The organism is Nocardioides sp. Z22_16 (genome assembly GCF_058134365.1).
Window position 1 is genome coordinate 128,797 of the sequence record NZ_JBYTTI010000005.1, and the last position, 21,499, is coordinate 150,295.

Annotated in this window: 21 protein-coding genes; 7 read left to right on the forward strand and 14 right to left on the reverse strand. The window is 72.0% G+C overall.

Annotation, left to right across the window (positions count from 1 at the left end; all coding sequences use genetic code 11):
- Positions 1–4: 4 nt before the first annotated feature.
- Positions 5–2,077: a DNA gyrase/topoisomerase IV subunit B gene (locus tag AC3X7R_RS15770; protein ID WP_489966627.1), complete on the reverse strand. Its 2,073-nt coding sequence runs from the start codon at positions 2,075–2,077 to the stop codon at positions 5–7.
- Positions 2,078–2,308: 231 nt separating this feature from the next.
- On the opposite strand from AC3X7R_RS15770, the gene AC3X7R_RS15775 reads away from it, so the two are divergent.
- Positions 2,309–2,548: a DUF7455 domain-containing protein gene (locus AC3X7R_RS15775; protein WP_489966628.1), complete on the forward strand. Its 240-nt coding sequence runs from the start codon at positions 2,309–2,311 to the stop codon at positions 2,546–2,548.
- 70 nt (positions 2,549–2,618) lie between these two features.
- Positions 2,619–3,095 (forward strand): DUF456 domain-containing protein, encoded by a 477-nt coding sequence (locus AC3X7R_RS15780; protein ID WP_489966629.1) that lies wholly within the window; start codon positions 2,619–2,621, stop codon positions 3,093–3,095.
- Between the two features lie 136 nt (positions 3,096–3,231).
- Here AC3X7R_RS15780 and AC3X7R_RS15785 read toward each other — a convergent pair whose 3' ends face one another.
- From AC3X7R_RS15785 to AC3X7R_RS15800, 4 genes are all read right to left on the reverse strand, one after another.
- Positions 3,232–4,470, reverse strand: a complete 1,239-nt coding sequence (locus tag AC3X7R_RS15785) for an RNA polymerase sigma factor (protein ID WP_489967089.1) — start codon at positions 4,468–4,470, stop codon at positions 3,232–3,234.
- A 318-nt stretch (positions 4,471–4,788) separates the two neighbouring features.
- On the reverse strand, positions 4,789–5,358 hold the full coding sequence (locus AC3X7R_RS15790) for an HhH-GPD-type base excision DNA repair protein (protein ID WP_489966630.1): 570 nt from the start codon (positions 5,356–5,358) through the stop codon (positions 4,789–4,791).
- 88 nt (positions 5,359–5,446) lie between these two features.
- Complete coding sequence (locus AC3X7R_RS15795) at positions 5,447–5,602, reverse strand: hypothetical protein (protein WP_489966631.1); 156 nt, start codon at positions 5,600–5,602, stop codon at positions 5,447–5,449.
- 67 nt (positions 5,603–5,669) lie between these two features.
- The gene (locus tag AC3X7R_RS15800) at positions 5,670–6,068 is read right to left on the reverse strand and encodes a universal stress protein (protein WP_489966632.1); all 399 of its coding nucleotides are present in this window, start codon (positions 6,066–6,068) and stop codon (positions 5,670–5,672) included.
- A 135-nt stretch (positions 6,069–6,203) separates the two neighbouring features.
- Here AC3X7R_RS15800 and AC3X7R_RS15805 point away from each other — a divergent pair, with 135 nt between their 5' ends.
- A complete protein-coding gene (locus AC3X7R_RS15805) occupies positions 6,204–6,689 on the forward strand; it encodes a hypothetical protein (RefSeq protein WP_489966633.1) in 486 nt (161 codons plus the stop codon).
- Positions 6,690–6,749: 60 nt separating this feature from the next.
- Here AC3X7R_RS15805 and AC3X7R_RS15810 read toward each other — a convergent pair whose 3' ends face one another.
- Complete coding sequence (locus tag AC3X7R_RS15810; protein WP_489966634.1) at positions 6,750–8,213, reverse strand: glutamate-cysteine ligase family protein; 1,464 nt, start codon at positions 8,211–8,213, stop codon at positions 6,750–6,752.
- 40 nt (positions 8,214–8,253) lie between these two features.
- Positions 8,254–9,165 carry a DUF4192 domain-containing protein gene (locus tag AC3X7R_RS15815; RefSeq protein ID WP_489966635.1) on the reverse strand — a complete coding sequence of 304 codons (912 nt, stop codon included), beginning with the start codon at positions 9,163–9,165 and terminating at the stop codon, positions 8,254–8,256.
- 142 nt (positions 9,166–9,307) lie between these two features.
- Here AC3X7R_RS15815 and AC3X7R_RS15820 point away from each other — a divergent pair, with 142 nt between their 5' ends.
- Positions 9,308–10,615: a DNA polymerase IV gene (locus tag AC3X7R_RS15820; RefSeq protein ID WP_489966636.1), complete on the forward strand. Its 1,308-nt coding sequence runs from the start codon at positions 9,308–9,310 to the stop codon at positions 10,613–10,615.
- Here the strand turns inward: AC3X7R_RS15820 and AC3X7R_RS15825 are convergent.
- The 3 genes from AC3X7R_RS15825 to AC3X7R_RS15835 are packed head-to-tail and all read right to left on the reverse strand — an operon-like array spanning position 10,602 to position 12,802.
- The gene (locus tag AC3X7R_RS15825; protein ID WP_489966637.1) at positions 10,602–11,438 is read right to left on the reverse strand and encodes a 5-oxoprolinase subunit C family protein; all 837 of its coding nucleotides are present in this window, start codon (positions 11,436–11,438) and stop codon (positions 10,602–10,604) included. The genes AC3X7R_RS15820 and AC3X7R_RS15825 overlap by 14 nt on opposite strands.
- Positions 11,435–12,109 (reverse strand): 5-oxoprolinase subunit B family protein, encoded by a 675-nt coding sequence (locus AC3X7R_RS15830; protein ID WP_489966638.1) that lies wholly within the window; start codon positions 12,107–12,109, stop codon positions 11,435–11,437. The genes AC3X7R_RS15825 and AC3X7R_RS15830 overlap by 4 nt, the downstream gene beginning before the upstream one ends.
- Positions 12,110–12,112: 3 nt before the next feature.
- Positions 12,113–12,802 (reverse strand): 5-oxoprolinase subunit PxpA, encoded by a 690-nt coding sequence (locus AC3X7R_RS15835; RefSeq protein ID WP_489966639.1) that lies wholly within the window; start codon positions 12,800–12,802, stop codon positions 12,113–12,115.
- Between the two features lie 47 nt (positions 12,803–12,849).
- On the opposite strand from AC3X7R_RS15835, the gene AC3X7R_RS15840 reads away from it, so the two are divergent.
- Positions 12,850–15,102 carry a S9 family peptidase gene (locus tag AC3X7R_RS15840; protein WP_489966640.1) on the forward strand — a complete coding sequence of 751 codons (2,253 nt, stop codon included), beginning with the start codon at positions 12,850–12,852 and terminating at the stop codon, positions 15,100–15,102.
- A gap of 161 nt (positions 15,103–15,263) precedes the next feature.
- Entirely contained in the window at positions 15,264–16,229 is a 966-nt protein-coding gene (locus AC3X7R_RS15845; RefSeq protein WP_489966641.1) for a sigma-70 family RNA polymerase sigma factor, read from the forward strand.
- A gap of 7 nt (positions 16,230–16,236) precedes the next feature.
- On the opposite strand, the gene AC3X7R_RS15850 is transcribed toward AC3X7R_RS15845, so the two are convergent.
- From AC3X7R_RS15850 to AC3X7R_RS15860, 3 genes are read right to left on the reverse strand one after another with little or no spacing between them, the layout of a single operon-like run.
- A complete protein-coding gene (locus AC3X7R_RS15850; protein ID WP_489966642.1) occupies positions 16,237–17,532 on the reverse strand; it encodes a glycoside hydrolase family 3 N-terminal domain-containing protein in 1,296 nt (431 codons plus the stop codon).
- A complete protein-coding gene (gene coaE / locus AC3X7R_RS15855) occupies positions 17,529–18,167 on the reverse strand; it encodes a dephospho-CoA kinase (RefSeq protein ID WP_489966643.1) in 639 nt (212 codons plus the stop codon). Before coaE ends, AC3X7R_RS15850 begins: the two co-directional genes overlap by 4 nt.
- A gap of 57 nt (positions 18,168–18,224) precedes the next feature.
- A complete protein-coding gene (locus AC3X7R_RS15860; protein WP_489966644.1) occupies positions 18,225–19,133 on the reverse strand; it encodes a sulfotransferase domain-containing protein in 909 nt (302 codons plus the stop codon).
- 44 nt (positions 19,134–19,177) lie between these two features.
- Between AC3X7R_RS15860 and AC3X7R_RS15865 the strand changes: the two genes are divergently transcribed.
- The gene (locus AC3X7R_RS15865; RefSeq protein WP_489966645.1) at positions 19,178–19,807 is read left to right on the forward strand and encodes an AMP-binding protein; all 630 of its coding nucleotides are present in this window, start codon (positions 19,178–19,180) and stop codon (positions 19,805–19,807) included.
- A gap of 42 nt (positions 19,808–19,849) precedes the next feature.
- Here the strand turns inward: AC3X7R_RS15865 and rpsA are convergent, their stop codons facing one another.
- Entirely contained in the window at positions 19,850–21,325 is a 1,476-nt protein-coding gene (rpsA, locus tag AC3X7R_RS15870; RefSeq protein ID WP_489966646.1) for a 30S ribosomal protein S1, read from the reverse strand.
- Positions 21,326–21,499 lie beyond the last annotated feature (174 nt).

Consider the following 21,499-nt stretch of genomic DNA (forward strand, 5'->3'; position numbering starts at 1 on the left):
GCCCTCAGGCGTCCAGCGTCTCGAGGTCGACCTCGTAGGCGCCCTGCACGATGAACTCCTTGCGCGGGGCCACCTCGGAGCCCATCAGCAGCTCGAAGACCGACGCGGCGTCGCCGGCGTCGTCGACCGTCAGCCTGCGCAGCGTCCGGCGGCGCGGGTCCATGGTGGTCTCCTCGAGCTGGTCGGCGTCCATCTCGCCGAGGCCCTTGTAGCGCTGCACCGGGTCCTTCCAGCGCAGGTTCTTCTTCTTCAGCTCCGCCAGCTTGCGGCGCAGCTCGTCGTCGGAGTACGTGTAGACGTACTTGTCCATGCCCTTCTTGGGGTTGGTCAGCTCGATGCGGTGGAGCGGCGGGACGGCGGTGTAGACCCGGCCCGCGGCCAGCAGGTCGGGCATGTACTTGAAGAAGAGGGTCGCCAGCAGGCACCGGATGTGGGCGCCGTCGGAGTCGGCGTCCGCCATGAAGATGATCCGCCCGTAGCGGGCGGCCTCGAGGTCGAAGGTGCGCCCGGAACCGGCGCCGACGACCTGGATGATCGAGGCGCACTCGGTGTTCTTGAGCATGTCCCCGACCGAGGCCTTCTGCACGTTGAGGATCTTGCCGCGGATCGGCAGCAGCGCCTGGAACTCCGAGTCGCGCGCGAGCTTGGCGGTGCCAAGCGCCGAGTCGCCCTCGACGATGAAGAGCTCGGAGCGCTCGTTGTCCGTGGTGCGGCAGTCGACCAGCTTGGCGGGCAGCGCGGAGGACTCCAGGGCGTTCTTCCGCCGTTGGGTCTCCTTGTGCTGCCGGGCCGCGATCCGGGTCTTGGAGGCGTTGCCCACCTTCTCCATGACCAGCTTGGCCTGGGCCTTCTCGGTCCGCTTGGTCGAGGTCAGGAACTTCTTGAGCTCGCTCGCGACCACCTTGCGCACGATGGTGCGGGCAGCGGGCGTCCCCAGGATCTCCTTGGTCTGCCCCTCGAACTGGGGCTCGGCCAGGCGCACCGTGACGACCGCGGTGAGCCCCTCCAGCACGTCGTCCTTCACGACGTCCTGGTCGCCGACCTTCAGCACCTTGGCGGAGCGCATCACGTCGTTGAAGGTCTTGGTGACGGCCTGCTCGAACCCGCTGACGTGCGTCCCGCCCTTCGGCGTGGCGATCACGTTGACGTAGGAGCGCAGGGTGGTGTCGTAGTCCGTGCTCCAGCGCAGCGCCACGTCGACCCCGAGCTCCCGCTCGATCTCCTGGGGGGTCATGTGCCCCAGCTCGTCGAGGAGGGGCACCGTCTCGGTGAAGTGCCCGGACCCCTGGAGCCGCAGCACGTCGGTGACGGGCTCGCCCGTGGAGAGGAACTCGGCGAACTCCGAGATGCCGCCGTCGTGCCGGAACGTCTCCTCCACCGGCTCCTCGCCCCGCAGGTCGCGGATCACGAGCTCGAGGCCGGGCACGATGAAGGACGTCTGCCGGGCGCGCGTGACCAGCTCGTCGAAGACGAAGGTGGCGTCGCGGGTGAAGATCTGCCGGTCCGGCCAGAAGCGGACCCGGGTGCCGCTGCGTCCTCGCGCCACCCGCTTGCCCTTGCGGGTCAGTCCCGAGCGAGCCGTGAACCCGCTGTCCGGGGCGTCGGAGTCGAAGACGCCGGGGGTGCCCCGGCGGAAGCTGATGCCCTGCTGGGACGGCGAGCGGTCGACGTCGATGTCCATCCGCGACGAGAGCGCGTTGACGACCGAGAGGCCGACGCCGTGCAGGCCGCCGGTGGCGACGTAGGACCCGCCGCCGAACTTGCCCCCGGCGTGCAGCTTGGTGGCCACGACCTCGACGCCGGGCAGGCCGGTCTTCGGCTCCTTGTCGGTCGGGATGCCCCGGCCGTCGTCCACCACCTCGGCGGAGCCGTCAGCCAGGAGCGTCACCTCGACCCGGTGTGCGGCCCCCGCGAGGGCCTCGTCCACGCCGTTGTCGATCACCTCCCACAGGCAGTGCATCAGGCCCTTGGTGTCGGTCGAGCCGATGTACATGCCGGGCCGCTTGCGCACCGCGTCCAGTCCCTCGAGGACCAGGAGGTGTGCTGCGTTGTAGGAGGTGTCCGTCGGTGCTGCCACGAGAGGAGAATCTACCCGCGACACGCCCGGCGACGGCCCGCGGCACGCCTGCACCCTCCGGACGGTCTGCCGGTCTAGCGTGGCGGCACACCACCCGCGGGAACAAGACCGACAGGTCGAGGGTTGGGCATAACTGAAACCGGGTAGTGACGAGCATGGTTGGATAGTGGTTCGTCGACCTGACATCCCGGGGAAACTTTTGCCGGACCAAGTACGTTGGGCAAGACACCGATGGAGAGAAACGAGGCCGATGTGACTACTGCAGTTGCCCCCACACCCGCCCTCACGGCGGCGGATCGTTGCGACCGTTGCGGAGCGCAGGCCTACCTCCGGGTGGAGCTCCAGAGCGGCGGCGAGCTGCTCTTCTGCGCTCACCACGCTCGTGAGCACGGCGACAAGCTCCGCCAGGTGGCGGTCGCCGTCGTCGACGAGACCCACAAGCTCGGCCCCGCTCCGAGGCCAGAAGCCTGAGAAGCCCCTGCTCCGCACGGCCCCGGACCTTACGGTCCGGGGCCGTTCACGTCTACCCCGAGGTCGACCCATGAGCCTGCCGACCCTGTTCACCGGACTGGTCATCGCGATCGGCCTGGTGGGGATCCTGGTGCCCGTGCTCCCCGGCACGCTGCTGGTGCTCATCGCGATCCTGGGGTGGGCCTGGTACGTCGGCACCGGCACCGCGTGGACGGTCCTGGCCGTCGCCACCCTGCTGCTGGGGGCGGGGGCCCTGGTCAAGTACGTCGTGCCGGGACGCCGGCTGCGCGACGCCGGCATCCCCGCCTCGACCCTGTGGGCCGGTGGCGTCCTCGCCGTGGTGGGCTTCTTCGTGGTCCCCGTCGTGGGCCTGGTCCTCGGCTTCGTGCTGGGCGTCCACCTCGCCGAGCAGCGCCGGCTGGGCAGGGCTGCTGCCCGGCGCTCGACGGGCCACGTCCTGAGAGCCGTCGTCCTGAGCGTGGCGGTGGAGCTCTCGGCGGCCCTGCTGGCCACCCTCGCCTGGGCAGCCGGCGTCCTCCTGGTCTGACGGGAACGGTGTGGTGCGCGCACCCACGCACCGTCCCGGGATGCCACAACCCCGACCCGCACGTCACGGATCGGGGTTGTGCCGCCACGGGGACCTGACCCCCTCAGGAGGCTTGAGGTGTCAGGCGCCGGAGCTCTCAGTCCAGGTAGTCGCGGAGGACCTGGGAACGGCTGGGGTGCCGCAGCTTCGACATCGTCTTGGACTCGATCTGGCGGATCCGCTCCCGGGTAACCCCGTAGACCTTGCCGATCTCGTCGAGCGTCTTCGGCTGGCCGTCGGTGAGGCCGAACCGCATGCTGACCACGCCCGCCTCGCGCTCCGAGAGGGTGTCGAGCACGGCGTGCAGCTGCTCCTGGAGAAGGGTGAACGAGACCGCGTCCGCCGGGACGATCGCCTCGGAGTCCTCGATCAGGTCGCCGAACTCCGAGTCCCCGTCCTCACCCAGCGGGGTGTGGAGCGAGATCGGCTCACGGCCGTACTTCTGGACCTCGATGACCTTCTCCGGGGTCATGTCGAGCTCCTTGGCGAGCTCCTCGGGCGTGGGCTCGCGACCCAGGTCCTGGAGCATCTGGCGCTGCACACGTGCGAGCTTGTTGATGACCTCGACCATGTGGACCGGGATCCGGATGGTCCTGGCCTGGTCCGCCATCGCGCGGGTGATGGCCTGGCGGATCCACCAGGTCGCGTAGGTCGAGAACTTGTAGCCCTTGGTGTAGTCGAACTTCTCCACCGCGCGGATGAGACCGAGGTTGCCCTCCTGGATCAGGTCGAGGAAGAGCATGCCGCGGCCGGTGTACCGCTTGGCCAGCGAGACCACGAGGCGCAGGTTGGCCTCGAGGAGGTGGTTCTTGGCACGCCGCCCGTCCTCGGCGATCCACTCGAACTCCTCGAGCGTCTTGGCGCTGAGCTTGCCGCCCTTGGCCAGCTTCTCCTCCGAGAAGAGGCCCGCCTCGATCCGCTTGGCGAGCTCGACCTCCATCTCCGCGTTGAGGAGGGGGACCTTGCCGATCTGCTTGAGGTAGTCCTTGACCGGGTCCGCGGTCGCGCCCGCGACCATGACCTGCTGCTCGGGCTCGTCGGTGTCGTCGGCGGCGGAGACGACGAAGGCCTGCTTCTCGTCCTCCTTGATCGTCGGATCGACGACGACGTCCTTCTCGAACTGCTCGTCCGGGATGTCGGGCAGGACCTTCTTGCCGTCGGCACCGATCACCGGGTCGGCGGGGACGACCTTCTTCGCGGCCGTCTTGGCGACCGCCTTCTTCGCGGGCGTCGCCTTGACCGCCGAGCTCTTCGCGGCCTTGGCCGTGGTGGTCTTGCGCGGGGCGCCGGCCGCGGCGGTGCGGATCGCGGTGCCGGCGCTGATGTCGACCGTGATGCCCTGCCCGCTCAGATGCGTGAGCAGCGCCTTCAGGTGGCGGGGCTCCACCAGAGCGGCGTCACTGGCCTGGCGCACCTGGTCCGGAGTCACCGTGCCGGTGGCCGAACCACCCTCGATGAGGGACACGACGGCCGGGTGCGACAGCACCTCGGCGGGGAGCAGCTTGCGTGCGTTCGAAGACACGAACACCTCTCGTCACGGAAAAGGGGCGCGGCAAGGCCCGGTTACGTCAAGGCCGCGCTTCACATTCTGCCATGCCCCCGGTGAGCACCTGCGCCCCACTCCTGGCAGCGGCCTTCTTCTGCCTCGTCGTCCCTACGTCTTGGCGGCCTTCGCGGCAGCCTTGGCAGCCTGCTTGTACTCCCTCACCTTGAGCAGACTGCCAGCGTCGACCACATCGGCGACGGAGCGGTAGCCCTCCAGCGCGTAGTCACCGGCCGCGGCCTCCCACCCCTCCGGGCGCACACCCATCTGCTTGGCGAGGAGCGCCACGAAGATCTGGGCCTTCTGCTTGCCGAAGCCTGGAAGGGCCATCACTCGTGCAAGGAGGTCCCTGCCGTCCTTCGCCTCGTTCCAGAGCCGGGTGACGTCGCCCCCGTACTGCTCCTCCACGATCTCCGCGATGCCGTGGAGCTTGGCAGCCATCGATCCGGGGAAACGATGGACCGCTGGTGGCTGCGAGCAGACAGCCTTGAAGTCGTCCGGGTCCATCGAGGCGATCTGGGCCGTGTCCAGCGCTCCAAGCCTGTCCAGAAGCTTCGCACCGCCGCGGAACGCGTGCTCCATTCCGTACTGCTGGTCCAGCGCCATGCCGACCAGCACGGCGAACGGGTACCGGTCCAGGACGCGGTCTGCTTCAGGCTCGTTGGCGATCTGGAAACCCATGTCCCCAGCCTACGACGCGGGTGACCTCTCATCCGCGTCGCACAGGCGGCAGGGGGCTCCGGTGGTCGACGTGCGGGGAGGCGCGACCTCAGAACTGGGGGTGGTCGAAGTTGCTCTGATCGCCCTGACTCTCGGCCCGGTACCAGTCCGAGGCAGGTCCGCCCTTGGCTCCGCACAGCCACAACGTCAGGTTCAGCACGATGACGAACGCGGCGAAGCAGACGATGATCGCCCATGTCGGCATAAGAACAGCTCCTCCTGCGGTAGGACCGGGGCGAAGGACCTGGAGGCCGTCGCGCCCCGAGGCGGTCTCAGGCCTTGACCGCCAACACCGGGCAGTGCGCGTCGAGCAGGATCCGCTGCGCGTTGCTGCCCAGGATCAGCTTGCCCACGGGGGTCCGCTTGCGCAGCCCGATCACGATCAGGTCGGCGGCGTTGGCCTCGGCCAGGCTGATCAGGTCCTCCGACGGCTCGAAGCCCCGCACCATCTGCCGGATGTCGTAGTCGACCGCGGCCTGGTCGAGCCGCTGCTGGACCGACTCGATCTCGCGGGAGGTCCGCTGAGCCGCCTCGCCGTCGTACTCCGCACCACCCCGGTGGGAGTTGACGACCACGAGCTTGGCTCCCCGCAGCTTGGCCTCCTCGATGGCCTTGGCCAGCGCCGCCTCCCCTTCCGGCTTGGCGACATATCCCACGACCACGGTCGGCATCAGCTTCTCCCTCGTTCACAGGCTGCTGCGGGCGCCAGGCGGCGTCCACGCGAGCACCGTACCCAATCCGGTCGGCGTTGGGGAGGCTGTGGAGAACCGGACGGGTGAGGACGCCCACTCGGGCAGGGTGGCGCAGTGCCCACTCCGCCCACTCCGCTGGACCTCCCGCTCGAGCCCGGCCTCGGCGACGCCCGGCCGGCGGCGCCGGCAGCCGAGCTCCAGCGGCGTCTGCGCGAGGCGGTGCTGGCGCACAAGACGGCCGCACCGAGGGGCCGCCTGGCGCCGGTCCTGGCAGCCGGGCTGCCGGGCTCGCCCGAGACCGAGCGGGCCTGTCGCTTCCGTCCGCTCGCCCAGGACCCCCTGGACCACGACAGCCGCGTCGAGGTGGCGGTCGCCCTGGCGAACCGCGCGCTGCTGCTGGTGCCGGAGCCGGTGCTCTGGCTGGCACGGTCAGGGGAGCTGGAGCCCTCCCCGGGCGACCTGGAGTGGCAGGCAGCGGGCTGCGAGGCCTGGCAGCAGCTCGGCCTGCCTCCGTGCTTCGTGGTGCTGACCAGGCACGGCTGGCGCCACCACCCCAGCGGTGCGGAGCGGACCTGGCGCCGGCTGCGTCGGCGCAGCTGAGGGTCGCCGGGCCGAGCGACCCGGACCGAGCGACAGGACCGGGCGACCAGGACCGGGCGATCAGGACCAGGTGTGCACCGGCTCGTTGCTGTGCATCCGCTCCACGTAGTCGAGCAGGGTGGCACGCAGCGCGTCGAACCGCTCCTGGTCGTCCCGCGCGGCCATCTGGCGCACGAACCACTCCGCGCCGTTGGTGCGCAGCAGGCATCGCTGCTCGATCATGCCGAGGAAGTGGTCCCGCTCACCGGCCTCCACGCCGCTCGCGGCCAGCCCCTCGTCCGCCATCGGCAGCAGCCGGCGCAGCACGAGGTCGCTGGCGCTCACCTGCCCCAGTCCGGGCCAGTAGACCTGCGCGTCGATCCCGTGCCTGGCGGCCACGTGGAAGTTCTCCTCGGCGGCGCTGAAGGACATCTGGGACCACAGGGGGCGCTCGCTGGTGGCCAGGGCGCGCACCAGCCCGAAGTAGAAGGCGGCGTTCGCGATCGTGTCGGCCACCGTGGGACCGGCCGCGAGCAGCCGGTTCTCGACCCTCAGGTGCGGACCCTCCGGCGTCACGTCGTAGACGGGCCGGTTCCATCGGTAGATCGTGCCGTTGTGGAGCCGGAGCTCGGTCAGGGACGGCGTACCACCGGCCTCCAGCACCTCCAACGGGTCCTCGTCCTCGGTGACCGGAAGCAGAGCCGGGAAGTAGCGCACGTTCTCCTCGAAGAGGTCGAAGACCGAGGTGATCCACCTCTCCCCGAACCAGACACGCGGTCGCACCCCCTGAGCCTTGAGCTCCTCGCTGCGGGTGTCGGTCGCCTGCTCGAAGAGCGGGATCCGGGTCTCGCGCCACAGCTGGCGACCCAGCAGGTACGGCGAGTTGGCCCCGACCGCCAGCTGGACCCCCGCGATCACCTGACTGGCGTTCCAGTAGGCCGCGAACTCGTCGGGCGACGTCTGGATGTGGAACTGCGTGCTGGTGCAGGCGGCCTCCGGGACGATCGAGTCCGTGGTCGTCTCCAGGCGCTCGGGGCCCGAGACCGAGATCGTGATGTCCTCGCCCCGAGCGTTGAGGATCTGCTCGCTCAGCAGCTTGTAGCGGGGGTTGGGGCTCAGGGAGTCCGGGGTCATGTGACCCTCGGCCAGGGTCGGGAGGATCCCGATCATCACCAGGTGGGCGCCGACCTCGGCGGAGCGGGCCTCCGCCTTGTTGAGGCTGTCGCGCAACCCCGCCTCGAACGCCCCCAGGCCGCGCTCGCGCAGCCGGGCAGGCGGGCAGTTGATCTCGATGTTGAACTGCCCCAGCTCGGTCTGGAAGGCCGGATCGGCGATCGCCTCCAGCGCCTCCGCGTTGCGCAGGGAGGGGTCCCCCTCCGCGTTGATCAGGTTGAACTCCACCTCCAGGCCAGTCATCGGATCGTCCGTGTCGAACCGGGACTCCCGGAGCATCCGCGCGAAGACGTCGAGACACCGCCGGACCTTCTCCCGGTGCCGGGTCCGGTCGGAGCGGGAGAACTCCTGTGCTTCCACCTCTGCGCCCATGGCGTCACGATAGCCAGCCGAGGGCTCCCTGGCGCACAACTCAGGCGGCGCCTCCCGCCTGGTGGTCGTCCGGAGGGACGGCGCGGTTCAGCAGGTCGGCGACGACGAGGGCCAACGGGCAGACCACCGGGCCGGTCTGGGCCACGTCGACCGCGCACCAGGCCAGGGCCCCGTCCCCCGTCCGCCACGCCAGGATGCCGACGACCGCGGCAGGGGCCGACGTCAACGCCGGAGGCGTCGCCCTCAGCACGGCGATCCACAGGTCGACGTGGCGCCGTGCCTCCGCCCTGGAGACCGCGCTCCAGAGAGCGTCGCGCAGCCGGGGGTCCGCGGCGGCCAGAGCCAGGCGCGCCACCTGCTCGGGGTCGGGCACGCCCCCGGAGCGGACGAGACCGCGCACGGTCGACCGCACCCAGGCCGCGTCGGGCCGTGCCACCCACGGAAGGATCCGCGAGGTCAGCGCCACCCGCTCCGGCGCCGGCGCCAACGAGTCGGCGAGGGCGGCCCGGGACCGGTGCACGACGCGGCCCCGCACCACGGCCTCGGTCACGAAGGGATGGGCGAGGACGTCGAACTCGGTGGCCGGTCCGCGCGCCTCAGGATCCAGGAGGGCCCACGCGCGCCCGTCGCAGCCGAGCACCACGAGCACCGTCACTCCGGCGCGGTCGAAGGCGCGCCGCAGTCCCCCGGCGGTGGCCCTGCCACGGTCGAGTCCGGAGTAGACGAGAAGGACGACGTGGTCGAGGCCGTGCCTGAGTGCGGGCCCGATCAGCGCGGCGCAGACCCCGGGCAGGTCCTCCGGACCGCCCAGGTCGACGCGGGCGTGCGGTGCGCCTGCTCCGCCCAGGCCGACCATCACCACGGACTCCTCCGGGACGAAGCCGAGCAGCAGGGGCACGCAGGCGAGCAGGTCCTCGGGTGAGCGGGCGACGAGGTCGAGCGGGATCTCCATGCCAGCAGGCTGCCCGGACCGCTGCCCCGGGCGCCCGCGGCGCCGGGTCGGCCTGGGGACGAGCGCCGCCCCGGTCCTCCTGTGCACGGTGGGAGGCCCGCGGAGTCACAATGGGAGGCATGAGGACGCAGGAGCGCGACTGATGCGGTCACACGCGTCGGTGCTCCACCTCGACCTGGACGCCTTCTTCGCCTCGGTCGAGCAGCGGGACAAGCCCTCCCTGCGGGGCAAGCCCGTCGTGGTCGGCGGGGTCGGGGGCCGGGGCGTGGTGTCCACCGCGTCCTACGAGGCACGCAGGTTCGGCGTGCGGTCGGCGATGTCCACCCGCGAGGCGCGGGCCCGGTGCCCCCACGCCGCCTTCCTCTCCGGTCGGTTCCACGCGTATCGCGAGGCCAGCTCCGCGGTGATGGCGGTGCTGCGCGACCTCTCGCCGCTCGTGGAGCCGCTCTCCCTCGACGAGGCCTTCGTGGACCTCGCCCACGCGGATCTCCCGGACCTGGAGGTGGCCACCCTCGCCGAGGTCGCGGAACGGCTCAGGACGCGGGTGCACGAGGTCACCGACGGGCTCACCGCGTCGGTCGGGCTGGGCTCCTCCAAGTTCATCGCCAAGATCGCCAGCGAGCTCGACAAGCCCGACGGACTCACCGTGGTGCCACCCGGGACGGAGCACGACCTGCTCCGCCCCCTCCCGGTCAGCGTCATCCCCGGAGTCGGTCCGGCCACCACGGAGCGCCTGCGTCGGGCGGGGATCCACACGGTGGCCGAGCTCGAGGCGGTCGAGGAGGAGGAGCTGGTCCGCCTGGTCGGCCGCGCCCAGGGTCACAACCTGCACGCGCTGGCACGCGCCCAGGACCATCGACCGGTGGTGGCCGAGCGCGAGGCGAAGTCGGTGAGCGTGGAGGACACCTACGACACCGACCTGACCGACCGACGGCTGATGGAGGCGCTCGTCACCCGCCAGGCGAGCACCGTCGCGGCCCGCCTGTCCAAGCAGGGCCTGGCGGGTCGCACCGTGACGCTCAAGGTCCGCCTCCACGACTTCACCACGCTCTCCCGGTCGACCACCCTCCCGACACCCACCGACTCCCCGTCCGTGGTCGCGCGCCTGGCCCGCACCCTGCTCGCCGACCTCGACACCTCCGGTGGGGTCCGCCTGCTGGGGGTCGGCGTCTCCGGGCTCGCCGACTGGGTGCAGGAGGTGCTCTTCGGCGAGGACACCGAGGAGGTGGAGACCGAGGAGCCGGCCCTCGAGCCGCCGCGCCGCGCCGCCGGCTGGCGCCCCGGGATGGATGTGGTCCACGCCGAGCTCGGGCCGGGCTGGGTCTGGGGCTCGGGCCGGGGGGTGGTCACCGTGCGGTTCGAGACGGCCGCCACGGGCCCCGGGCCGGTGCGCTCCTTCCCGGACGACGACCCGGACCTCGAGGTCCCCGAGCAGGTCACACCAGGGTGAGCCTGAGCTCGTCACCGGGACGCGCCTGCGCGCACTCCGCCAGGTCAGCGGGATCGACGACCGCCACGACCGGGTAGCCGCCGGTCGCGGGATGGTCGTGGAGGAAGACCACCGGGTGCCCCGAGGGCGGCAGCTGGACGGCCCCGAGCACCAGCCCCTCGCTCGCGAGCTCCCCCTGGCGTCGGGCCAGGGAGGTGCCCTCCAGCCTGAGTCCGATCCGGTTCGAGGCAGCCCCCACCCGGTAGCGCAGCCCCTCGAGCACGGTCAGGTCACCCAGCCAGTCGGCCCGCGGCCCGGGATGGAGACGGAGCTCGCGCCGCCTGGGCAGCCGCTGGCTCACGTCCACCGCCACCGGGTCCCGGGTGGGTGCCCCCAGCCGGAGCACGTCGCCGGCGGCCACGGGCGGCGGGCCCAGCCAGGAGAGGGTGTCGGTCGACCGCGATCCCAGCACGGACGGCACGTCGATCCCCCCGGCGACCGCCAGGTAGCTGCGCACGCCCTCCAGCGCGGGGCCGACCCGGATCCGCGCCCCGGCCGGCACCGGGACGGGCTGGTCGAGCGGGACGACCCGACCGTCGACCCGCACCTCGCAGAGCGCACCGGTCACCGCCATCACGCGCGATCGCTGTGCCACGACCTCCGTCCCGGCCAGGGTCGTCTCCAACAGGGCGGCGTCCGGCTCGTTGCCGACCAGCCGGTTGGCCAGCCGGGCAGCCGGGGCGTCGCACGCCCCGGCGGGCGGGACGCCGAGGTGCGCCCACCCCTGACGGCCCTGGTCCTGGACCGTGGTCAGCGCTCCGGCATCGGTGACGAGCAGGCTCATGCGACGGTGAACCTGACCCTGGTCCCCGGCGGGAGGAGAGCCGGGGCGTGGGCGCGTGAGGCGTCCCAGACCGGGGCCGAGGTGCGGCCCAGCAGCAGCCAGCCCCCGGGAGAGGCGGCCGGGTAGATCCCGCACCAGCGGTCGGCGAGGGCGACCGAGCCCGCCGGCACCCGGGCCCGTGGCGTGGCCAGCCGCGGGACCGCCAGCTCGGCGGGGAGGCCCGCCAGGTAGCTGAACCCGGGGGCGAAGCCGCAGAAGGCGGAGACGAACTCGATCTCCGTGTGCCGGCGTACCACCTCGGCGACCGACGTCCCCCACAGGCTCGCCACCCGGGCGAGGTCCGCGCCGTCGTAGGTCACCGGGACCTCGACGCCCGCGCCCTCCCCGGACGGCGCGGCCTCGACGCCGGGCCACCGTGCGAGCAGCTCCGGCAGCAGCGCCCTCGCCTCGGCCGACACTCCGTCGAGAAGCAGCGTCCGGGCACCCGGGACGACGTCGCGGCACGACAGCGAGGAGGCACGGATCCAGGCGGCGAGCGAGCCGGCCGCGCGGTGGTCGGTCACCTCGACCAGCACCGCGCCCGGTCCCGCCGGCAGGAGGCCCAGCAGGTGCCTCGACCGGGCGGGGGGCCCGGCGTGACGCACGGGCTCGGCGTCGGGATCGGCGGCCATGGCTCAGAGTCCACGCAGGGCGAAGCCGGCGCCCTCGAGGGCGCGCCGCACGGCCCGCGCATGGGCCACCGCGCCGGGCGAGTCACCGTGCAGGCAGAGGGAGTGGGCGGTGCCGGCACCGGCGAGCTCGACGGCGCGTCTGGCCACCTCCGACTCCCCCACCACCAGCGCGCCGGGCTGGTCCCGCGGGACGAGCCCGCCGTCCTCGGTGTAACCGCGATCCGGGAACGCCTCCCGCCACGCGGTGCGCCCCTGCGCCTCGGCCATCCGGAGGAGCAGGCCGCCGGGCAGGCCCAGCACGGGGAGCCGTCCGGACCCGGCCAGCACAGCGGCCGCCTGCTCCTCGTCGTCGACCACGCGGTGGTAGAGCGCGCCGTGGGGCTTGAGGTAGCGGACCGCCGTCCCCTCCGCCGTGGCGATGTCGGTGAGCAGACCGACCTGGTCCGCCACCTGCTCGCGCAGCACCTGGGCCGGCAGGTCGGTGCGTACCCGGCCGAAGTTCTCCCGGTCGGCGTAGGAGACCTGGGCACCCACGGAGACCCCGAGCCGCGCCGCCTCCGCGCAGGCGACCCGGATCACCGCGGGCGTGCCGGCGTGGTAGCCGCACGCCACGTTGGCGCTGGTGACCAGGGGCAGCAGCGCCAGGTCGTCGGTGACCTCCTCGGCGAGGTCGGCGTTCAGGTCCACGTGCACGCCGACCATTCTGCTCCCGGTCCCGGGCAGGTCGTACCCTCGGCCACATGCCCGAGACCCCGGTCGAGCCGACGTCCGCTCCCTCCCCCACCCCCACCGCAGCCCCGACCGCCCCTCCCGCGGCCGCCCGTCGCCCGGTGACGCGGGAGCTGCACGGCCACCAGCGCACCGACGAGTACGACTGGCTGCGTGATAAGGAGTCCCCCGAGGTGCTGGCCCACCTCGAGGCGGAGAACGCCTGGACGGAGCAGCGGACCCGGCACCTCGCCGACCTGCGCGCCAGGCTCTTCGAGGAGATCAAGGCGCGCACCAAGGAGACGGACCTGTCGGTGCCGACCCGCAACCGCGGCTGGTGGTTCTACGCGCGCTCCTTCGAGGGTCGGGAGTACGGCGCCAGCTGCCGCGTGCCGGTCCTCGACCCGGACGACTGGACTCCCCCGCGGCCGGACGGCGACGCCTCCCCGGACCGACCCGCCCTGCCGGGCGAGGAGATCCTGCTCGACCTCGACGAGCTCGCCCGTGGACACGAGTTCTTCTCCCTCGGCGGCTCCGCGCTGAGCCTGGACGGCCGGCTCCTCGCCTGGTCCGTCGACACCACCGGGGACGAGCGATACACGGTGCGCGTCAAGGAGCTCGAGGGCGGCCGGATGCTCGACGACGTGGTGGAAGGGGTGCTGGGCGGGGTGACGTGGGAGCCGGACGGGTCCGGCTTCTACTACACGACGGTCGACGAGGCCTGGCGCTCCGACAAGGTGTGGCGCCACCGGCTGGGCACCTCCCAGGACGCGGACGAGCTGGTGTTCCACGAGGAGGACCCGCGTTTCTGGGTCGGCGTCGGCAGGAGCCGCGACGACCGGTTCCTCTTCGTGGTGAGCGGCTCCAAGACGACCACCGAGTGGCAGGTCAAGGACACCACGGTGCCCGGCGCCGGCTTCGTCACCTGGTCGGCGCGGCGGGAGGGGCTGGAGTACACCCTGGAGCCCGCCGTGCTGGCGGGGCGTCAGGTCTTCCTCGTCCTGCACAACGGGACCGGGCCCGACTTCGAGATCGCGACCGCGTCGGTGGCGCCCGCCCCGCCCGAGGAGTGGACCCCCCTGGTGGCGCACGACCCGTCGGTCCGGCTGGAGGAGGTCGACGCCTTCGCCGGCCACCTGGTCGTCCACCAGCGCAGCCAGGGCCTCACCCAGCTCCGCATCATCGAGCTCGGCGCCGAGGGGCCCGGTGAGGACTACCTGGTGGAGTTCGACCGGGAGGTCTACACGGTCGGCTCCGGCGCCAACCCCGCCTTCGACCAGCCCACCGTCCGCCTGGGGTACACCTCCTTGGCGGTCCCCTCGTCGGTCTACGACTACGACGTGCGCACCCGCGAGCTCACCCTGCTGCGCCGCACCCCGGTGCTGGGCGGCTACGACGCGGACGACTACGAGGAGCACCGGCTCTGGGCCCCGGCGCGCGACGGCGAGCGGGTGCCGGTGAGCCTGGTGTGCCGCAAGGGCGCCCGGGACGCCGGTCCCGTCCCGACCCTGCTCTACGGGTACGGCGCCTACGAGGCCTCGATCGATCCCTACTTCTCGCCCTCCCGGCTCTCCCTGCTGGACCGCGGTGCCGCCTTCGCCATCGCGCACGTCCGCGGCGGGGGCGAGATGGGCCGGCGGTGGTACGACCAGGGCAAGCTGGAGCACAAGGAGAACAGCTTCCACGACTTCGTCGACGTGGCCAGGCACCTGGTCGAGAGCGGCTGGTCGACTCCGGAGACCCTCGTCGCGGAAGGCGGCAGCGCGGGCGGGCTCCTGGTGGGCGCCGCCCTCAACGAGGCGCCCGAGCTCTTCGCGGGGGTGGTGGCCAGCGTGCCGTTCGTGGACACCCTCACCACCATGCTCGACGCGTCCCTGCCGCTCACCGTCGGTGAGTACGACGAGTGGGGCAACCCCGAGGGCGACCCGGAGGCCTACGCCCGGATCGCCGGCTACGCGCCGTACGACAACGTCGCCGCGGTGGACTATCCGCCGGTGCTGGCCGAGACGTCCCTGCACGACACCCGGGTGCTCTTCGTAGAGCCCGCCAAGTGGGTGGCGCGGCTGCGGGCCACGGCGGTCGGCCGCCGGGACTTCCTGCTGCGCACGGAGATGTCGGCGGGCCACGGCGGGGTCTCAGGACGCTACAAGGCCTGGCACGACCGGGCCTTCTCCCTCGCCTGGATCCTCGACCGGATGGGCCTGGCCGCCGCCGGTCCGGTGCATGACGCCGTGAGGGCGGGGGTACCGGGGGCAGACGGCACGGCGGAGACCGGTACCCCCTGAGAAGTCCCTGAGAGTTGCTCCACCCGGCAACTCTCGCCGCCCCCCGGACGTCGTTGCTGGTGAGAGAGACAGCGACTCACAGGGTGCTCGGGAATGACCGATCCCCTCGGGTCGTTGACGACGATGTGACCACGTCGACGGTCACGGAGCAGGAGGCGGCAATGGCAACCCGAACAGCAGCTCGCACCACCAGCACGTCCCGCGAGATCGAGGGGCGCGACAGTGTCGGGCTCTACCTGGACGAGATCGCGCGCACCCCGCTGCTCGACGCCGCCCGCGAGGTCGAGCTCTCCAAGAGCATCGAGGCCGGGCTGATGGCTGAGGCGCTGCTGCGCGAGGGCCGGGTCGGCCGGCGCAAGGGTGGGGCGCCGGGGCGCGCCACCCAGGAAGAGCTGGAGTGGCTCGCCGAGCAGGGTCGCCAGGCGGTCGACACCTTCATCACCGCCAACCTCCGGCTGGTCGTCTCCATCGCCCGCAAGTACGGTCGCGCGCAGATGCCCATGCTCGACCTGATCCAGGAGGGCAACACCGGCCTGATCCGCGCCGTCGAGAAGTTCGACTACACCAAGGGCTACAAGTTCTCCACCTACGCCACGTGGTGGGTCCGCCAGGCCATCACTCGCGGCATCGCCCAGCAGGCGCGGGTCGTGCGGCTGCCCGTGCACGTCGTCGAAGAGCTCAACCAGGTCGGCAGCGCCCGCCGCAACCTGGAGCGCCAGCTCGGTCGCGAGCCCGACCCGCAGGAGATCGCCGACGAGCTCGGGATGGAGTTCGAGCGGGTGCTCGACCTGATGGCCTGGGGACGCGACCACGTCTCGCTGGACACCCCGATCGACGAGGACGGCGACACCTCCCTGGGCGACCTGATGGCCCAGGAGACGGCGCCGAGTCCCGACATGAACGTCCTGGACGTGGAGTCCCGCGAGCGGCTCAACCGGCTGGTCTCCCAGCTCGACGACCGCTCGGCCGACATCGTCCGGGCGCGCTACGGCCTGGTGGACGGCCGTCAGCACAAGCTCGCCGACATCGGGGCCCGACACGGCATCTCCGCCGAGCGGGTCCGTCAGCTGGAGCGCGAGGCGCTGCAGAAGCTGCGTCGCCTCGGCGACCCGGACCTCGCGGCCTGAGCCGCTCTCACCAGGCGGCAGCCTCCAGCGCGGAGGCTGCCGCCTGTGCGCGTTCCACGACGTCGAGGGGGACGGGGGTCCGGGCCGCGCGCCGCTGCTGCCACAGCTGCACGGCCACCACGGTGGCGGCGGCCTCCTCCACGCGGGCGCGGGAGAGCGTCCCGTCGTTGATCGCGCGGACGACCGTGTCGTGCGTGGCCCGGGTGTCGACGGGCATCAGCAGCAGGTCGGCCCCTGCCTGGAGCGCCCGGACGGCGGGGAAGTCCAGCTCCGCCACGGCGCCCATCCCGAGTGAGTCGGTGATCGCCACCCCGTCGAACCCCATCTCCTCGCGCAGGTGGCGGTAGACCTTGGAGGCCACCGTGGCCGGCCGCCCCGGCTGCAGGGCCGTCACCTCGAGGTGGCTCATCATCACCGCCGGCGCCCCCGCACGGATGCTGGTCTTGAAGGGAAGCAGGTCGCGGGCGACGAGCTCGTCCATCGGGGTGTCCAGCCTGGGCAGCACCAGGTGCGAGTCCCCCGTGGCGCTGCCGTGCCCGGGGTAGTGCTTGGTGGTCGAGACGATGCCGGCCGCGTTGTAGCCGCGCACCGCCGCGGCAGCCGCGGTGGCAGCGGTCCTCGGGTCGGTGGAGGGCGAACGGCTCCCGATGGTGGGGTCGGCCGAGCCGATCGTCACGTCCGCCACCGGGGCGAAGACCCAGGTGAAGCCCAGGTCGCGCAGCTCGAGCCCCGAGGCCCGCATGGCCGCCCTGACCGCCTGGCGCCCGGCTCGTCCGCCTTGGGCACGGTCCACGTCGATCGCGTCGCCGGCCGCCCGGAAGGCCGGGAACGTGCTCGCCACCCCCCTCAGGTGGGCGACCGACCCGCCCTCCTCGTCCACCCCGATCACCGGTGGGTGGGTGCGCCCGTCCTCCGCGTGCGCCGCGACGACGGCGGCGGTCGTCTCGCGCACCTGCTGCTCGTCGACGACGTTCCCGGAGGTCACCGCCACCCCGGCGAGGTGGAGGTCGCGCACCAGCTGGGCGGGCACCTGGGGGTCGGCGGAGTGGTAGCGCCCGACGATCACCTGGCCGGCGAGCCGCTCCGGCTCCCAGCCGGCCACCAGGCTCCGGGCACGCTCCACCTCCTCGGGAGTCGGCCCCCAGAGCAGCGGAGTCCGGTCGGCCGTCTCCTGGGACGCCGCGGAGCCGCCGTCGTCGGACCCCTCGCTGGGTCGTGGTGCCGACCGGCCTGCCGAGCCGTCCCCGAGCAGCCCGCAGGCACCCAGGCACAGCACCAGCAGGGCGGCCAGGAGCACCCTCACCGGTCGTCTCCTGACGCCCGCGTGCCGTCGGCGGGCTGCGGCGCAGCCCCCCTTCTCGTCAGCTCGTCGTGGAGCGCCACCACGGCGCGGCGCAGCTCCTCCCGCGTGCCCGAGTTGTCGAGCACGTGGCTGGCGACCGCCAGTCGCTCCTCCCGCGTCGCCTGCGCGGCGATCCGGGCCCGGGCCTCCTCGACCGTGGCCCCTCGCTCGGCGACCATCCGCGCGACCTGGGTCTCCACCGGCACGTCGACCACCACGACGGCGTCGAAGGCGCCCGCCTGTCCGGTCTCCACCAGCAGCGGGGTGTCGTGGACGACGAGCGCCGTCGGGGCGGCGGCAGCCTCCAGCGCGGCGCCGAGGGCCCGCACGCGGGGGTGGATGATGGCCTCCAGGGCCCGTCTCCTCCCCTCGTCGGCGAAGACCAGCGCGCCCAGGGCGGGGCGGTCGAGTGCGCCGTCCGGCATCAGCACCTGGGGGCCGAACTCCGCGACCACCTCACGCAGCCCCTCGGAACCGGGCTCCACCGCCTCCCGCGCGAGGAGGTCGGCGTCGATCACCACCGCCCCGAGCTCGGCGAGGATCCTCGAGACCGTGCTCTTGCCCGAGGCCACGCCACCGGTCAGTCCGACCCGCACTGCTCCTCACCCGTCTCCTGCTCGCTGACTGGACCTGACGAGACTACGTGCCGGGCCTCAGCCGACGTCCCCGGTCCCCACGTCCGCCCCCACGAGTCCCGCCTTCGCGGCGTACCGGGCCGCCAGCTCATCCGCGTCGAGATCGCCGGCCAGCAGGCGCACCGTCGTCCAGTGCTCCACCGACAGCCCGGTCAGCTCGGCGAACTGTGACACCTCGGGGCGGTAGCGCTCGGCCAGCTCCCACAGCTCGGAGCCGGTGGGCGGCGTCCCGGTGATCGCGCCCGTCGCCTTCATCAGGTGGCGCAGCGGCGGGTGCTCCTCGAACCTCGGGAGCCCCAGGAAGTCGGTGCCCAGGTCGAGATGACGCTCGTGGTCGGAGAGGAACGAGGCGAAGTCCATGAAGAGCCACTGCTCTCGTGGGAAGAGCTCGAGCCCGCGTCCGACCTGGCTGCCGTAGTAGCCACGGATCACGCCCGAGGCCCGTTGGAAGCGTCCCGGATCGGCCTTGCCGCGCAGGTCCTGCGGCACCCGGTCGGGCATCGACTCGGGCCGCCAGGCGGTGAACTCCGCCCAGTCGGGCCCCGCCTCGCCGTGCCGGAGCCTGAGCATGGTCCAGTGCGAGACCAGCCGGTCGAGGGGGTCGCGGAAGATGGCGATGAGCTGCATGCCCGGGTCGTAGTCCCGCATCCGCTCCAGCGCACCCGGCCAGGCCAGGTAGCGGGGGGTGGCGTCACCCATGTGCCGGTGCGCCCTGCGCCGGCGGGGCACCCGGTAGTCGCGGTGGTCGGTGCGGGCCCAGTCGACGTTGTCCTTGTCGAAGTAGTGGATCTCCTTGCGCGGCGCCTTCGCGATGTTGACGTGGGCGTTGAAGAGCGCCGAGAGGGTCGACGTGCCCGACTTCTGCACGCCGACGATCGAAAAGGTGTAGCGCTGCCAGCCGAGCGGGGGCGGGGTCTCGACGGGCATGGTGCCGGAGGTTATCAGTCGGCCCGGATGGCAGGATCGTCGCCGTGACCGAGCGTGAGCGGGCCGGGATCCTGGAGGACGTCGATCCGGTCCTGGTGGTCGAGGAGAGCGACGGCCTGGCGACCCTCGCGGGGGCGCTACCGCACCCGGTCCACGGGCTCCTCCCGCTCGGGCGCCCGATGCACGTCACCAGCGGCACCACGGGCCGGCCGACGACGATGTTCTGCGTCCCCACCCACCTGCAACGGCTCTTCGGCCACTGGGACGAGGTCGGGGTGCCCGACCTGAGCTGCTTCCGCCTCGTCGCCCACACCGGTGCCCCGTGCCCGCCCGCGGTCGAGCAGCGGCTGATCGAGCTCTTCCCGGCGGGCTCGACCTGGGAGCTCTACGGCTCCACGGCGGGCCAGGTCACCGCCTGCCGGTCCGAGGAGTGGCTGCGCCGGCCCGGCACCGTCGGGCGGCGGGAGGACCTGATCATCAGCGGCGGGGTCAACGTCTACCCCCTCGAGGTGGAGAACACCCTGCGGGAGCACCCGGCCGTCGCCGACGTGGCGGTCTACGGCGAACCGGACGCCGACTGGGGCCAGAGCTCCCCCGCACCGCCACGGGCAAGATCCGGCGAGACCAGCTCGGCTCCTGAGCCGCCGGGACGCGGAACGTCCCGCCCACCCTGAGGGTGGACGGGACGTTCAGGACGCTTGGGTCGGGGCCTGGACTCAGGCGCCGCCGCCGGTCAGCTTCTCGCGCAGGGCCTGCAGGGCCTCGTCGGAGGCCAGCGAGCCGCCGGTCTCCTGGGCAGCCGCGGGCTCGCCGCCCGAGCTGTACGAGGTGGCCTCACCGGCCTCGACCTCGGCCACCTTGGCCTCGGCCTGCTGCTTGACGTGGGCCTCCCAGCGAGCGTGCGCCTTGGCGTACTGCTCCTCCCAGATGGCCCGCTGCTCGTCGAAGCCCTCGAGCCACTCGCCCGTCTCCGGGTCGAAGCCCTCGGGGTAGATGTAGTTGCCCTGCTCGTCGTAGGTGGCAGCCATGCCGTAGAGCGTCGGGTCGAACTCCTCGACGTCGGTGGCGGTGGCCGTCTCGTTGGCCTGCTTCAGCGACAGCGAGATCCGGCGACGCTCGAGGTCGATGTCGATGATCTTGACCATGACGTCGTCGTTGACCTGGACGACCTGCTCGGGGATCTCCACGTGGCGCTCGGCCAGCTCGGAGATGTGGACCAGGCCCTCGATGCCCTCCTCGACCCGGACGAACGAGCCGAAGGGCACCAGCTTGGTGACCTTGCCCGGCACGATCTGGCCGATCTGGTGGGTCCGGGCGAAGTGCTGCCACGGGTCTTCCTGCGTCGCCTTGAGCGACAGCGAGACGCGCTCGCGGTCCATGTCGACGTCGAGCACCTCGACGGTGACCTCGTCGCCCACGGTGACGACCTCGGACGGGTGGTCGATGTGCTTCCAGGAGAGCTCGGAGACGTGCACCAGGCCGTCGACGCCGCCCAGGTCCACGAAGGCACCGAAGTTGACGATCGAGGAGACGACACCCTTGCGGATCTGCCCCTTCTGGAGCTGGGTGAGGAAGCCGTGGCGGACCTCGGACTGGGTCTGCTCGAGCCAGGCGCGACGCGACAGGACCACGTTGTTGCGGTTCTTGTCGAGCTCGATGATCTTCGCCTCGAGCGTCTGGCCGACGTAGGGCTGGAGGTCGCGGACGCGACGCATCTCCACCAGGGACGCCGGCAGGAAGCCGCGCAGACCGATGTCGAGGATCAGGCCGCCCTTGACGACCTCGATGACGGTGCCCTCGACGACGCCGTCCTCCTCCTTGACCTGCTCGATCGTGCCCCAGGCGCGCTCGTACTGTGCGCGCTTCTTGGACAGGATCAGGCGACCTTCCTTGTCCTCCTTCTGGAGCACCAGGGCCTCGACCTTGTCGCCGACGGAGACGACCTCCGACGGGTCGACGTCGTGCTTGATCGACAGCTCGCGCGAGGGGATGACGCCTTCGGTCTTGTAGCCGATGTCGAGGAGGACCTCGTCACGGTCGACCTTGACGATGGTCCCGTCGACGATGTCGCCGTCGTTGAAGTACTTGATGGTCGCGTCGATCGCGGCGAGGAAGTCCTCTTCGGACCCGATGTCGTTGATCGCCACCTGAGGGGCGTCGTAGTCCGGAAGAGCGGAGATGGTACTCGTCATAGGGGCGGGATGTCCTTGGATGGATGGAGTCGTGCGGGCACACCTGAAGTCGGTTTCGTCGTCCAGGAGGGCGACGAGCGGGGGTCCGCTCCGTATGGGACCCGGGCAGACGACTGGCGCAATCGACAAGTCTACGCGTCACTCGCGGTCAGCGTCCAACCCGGCGCCGCGCAC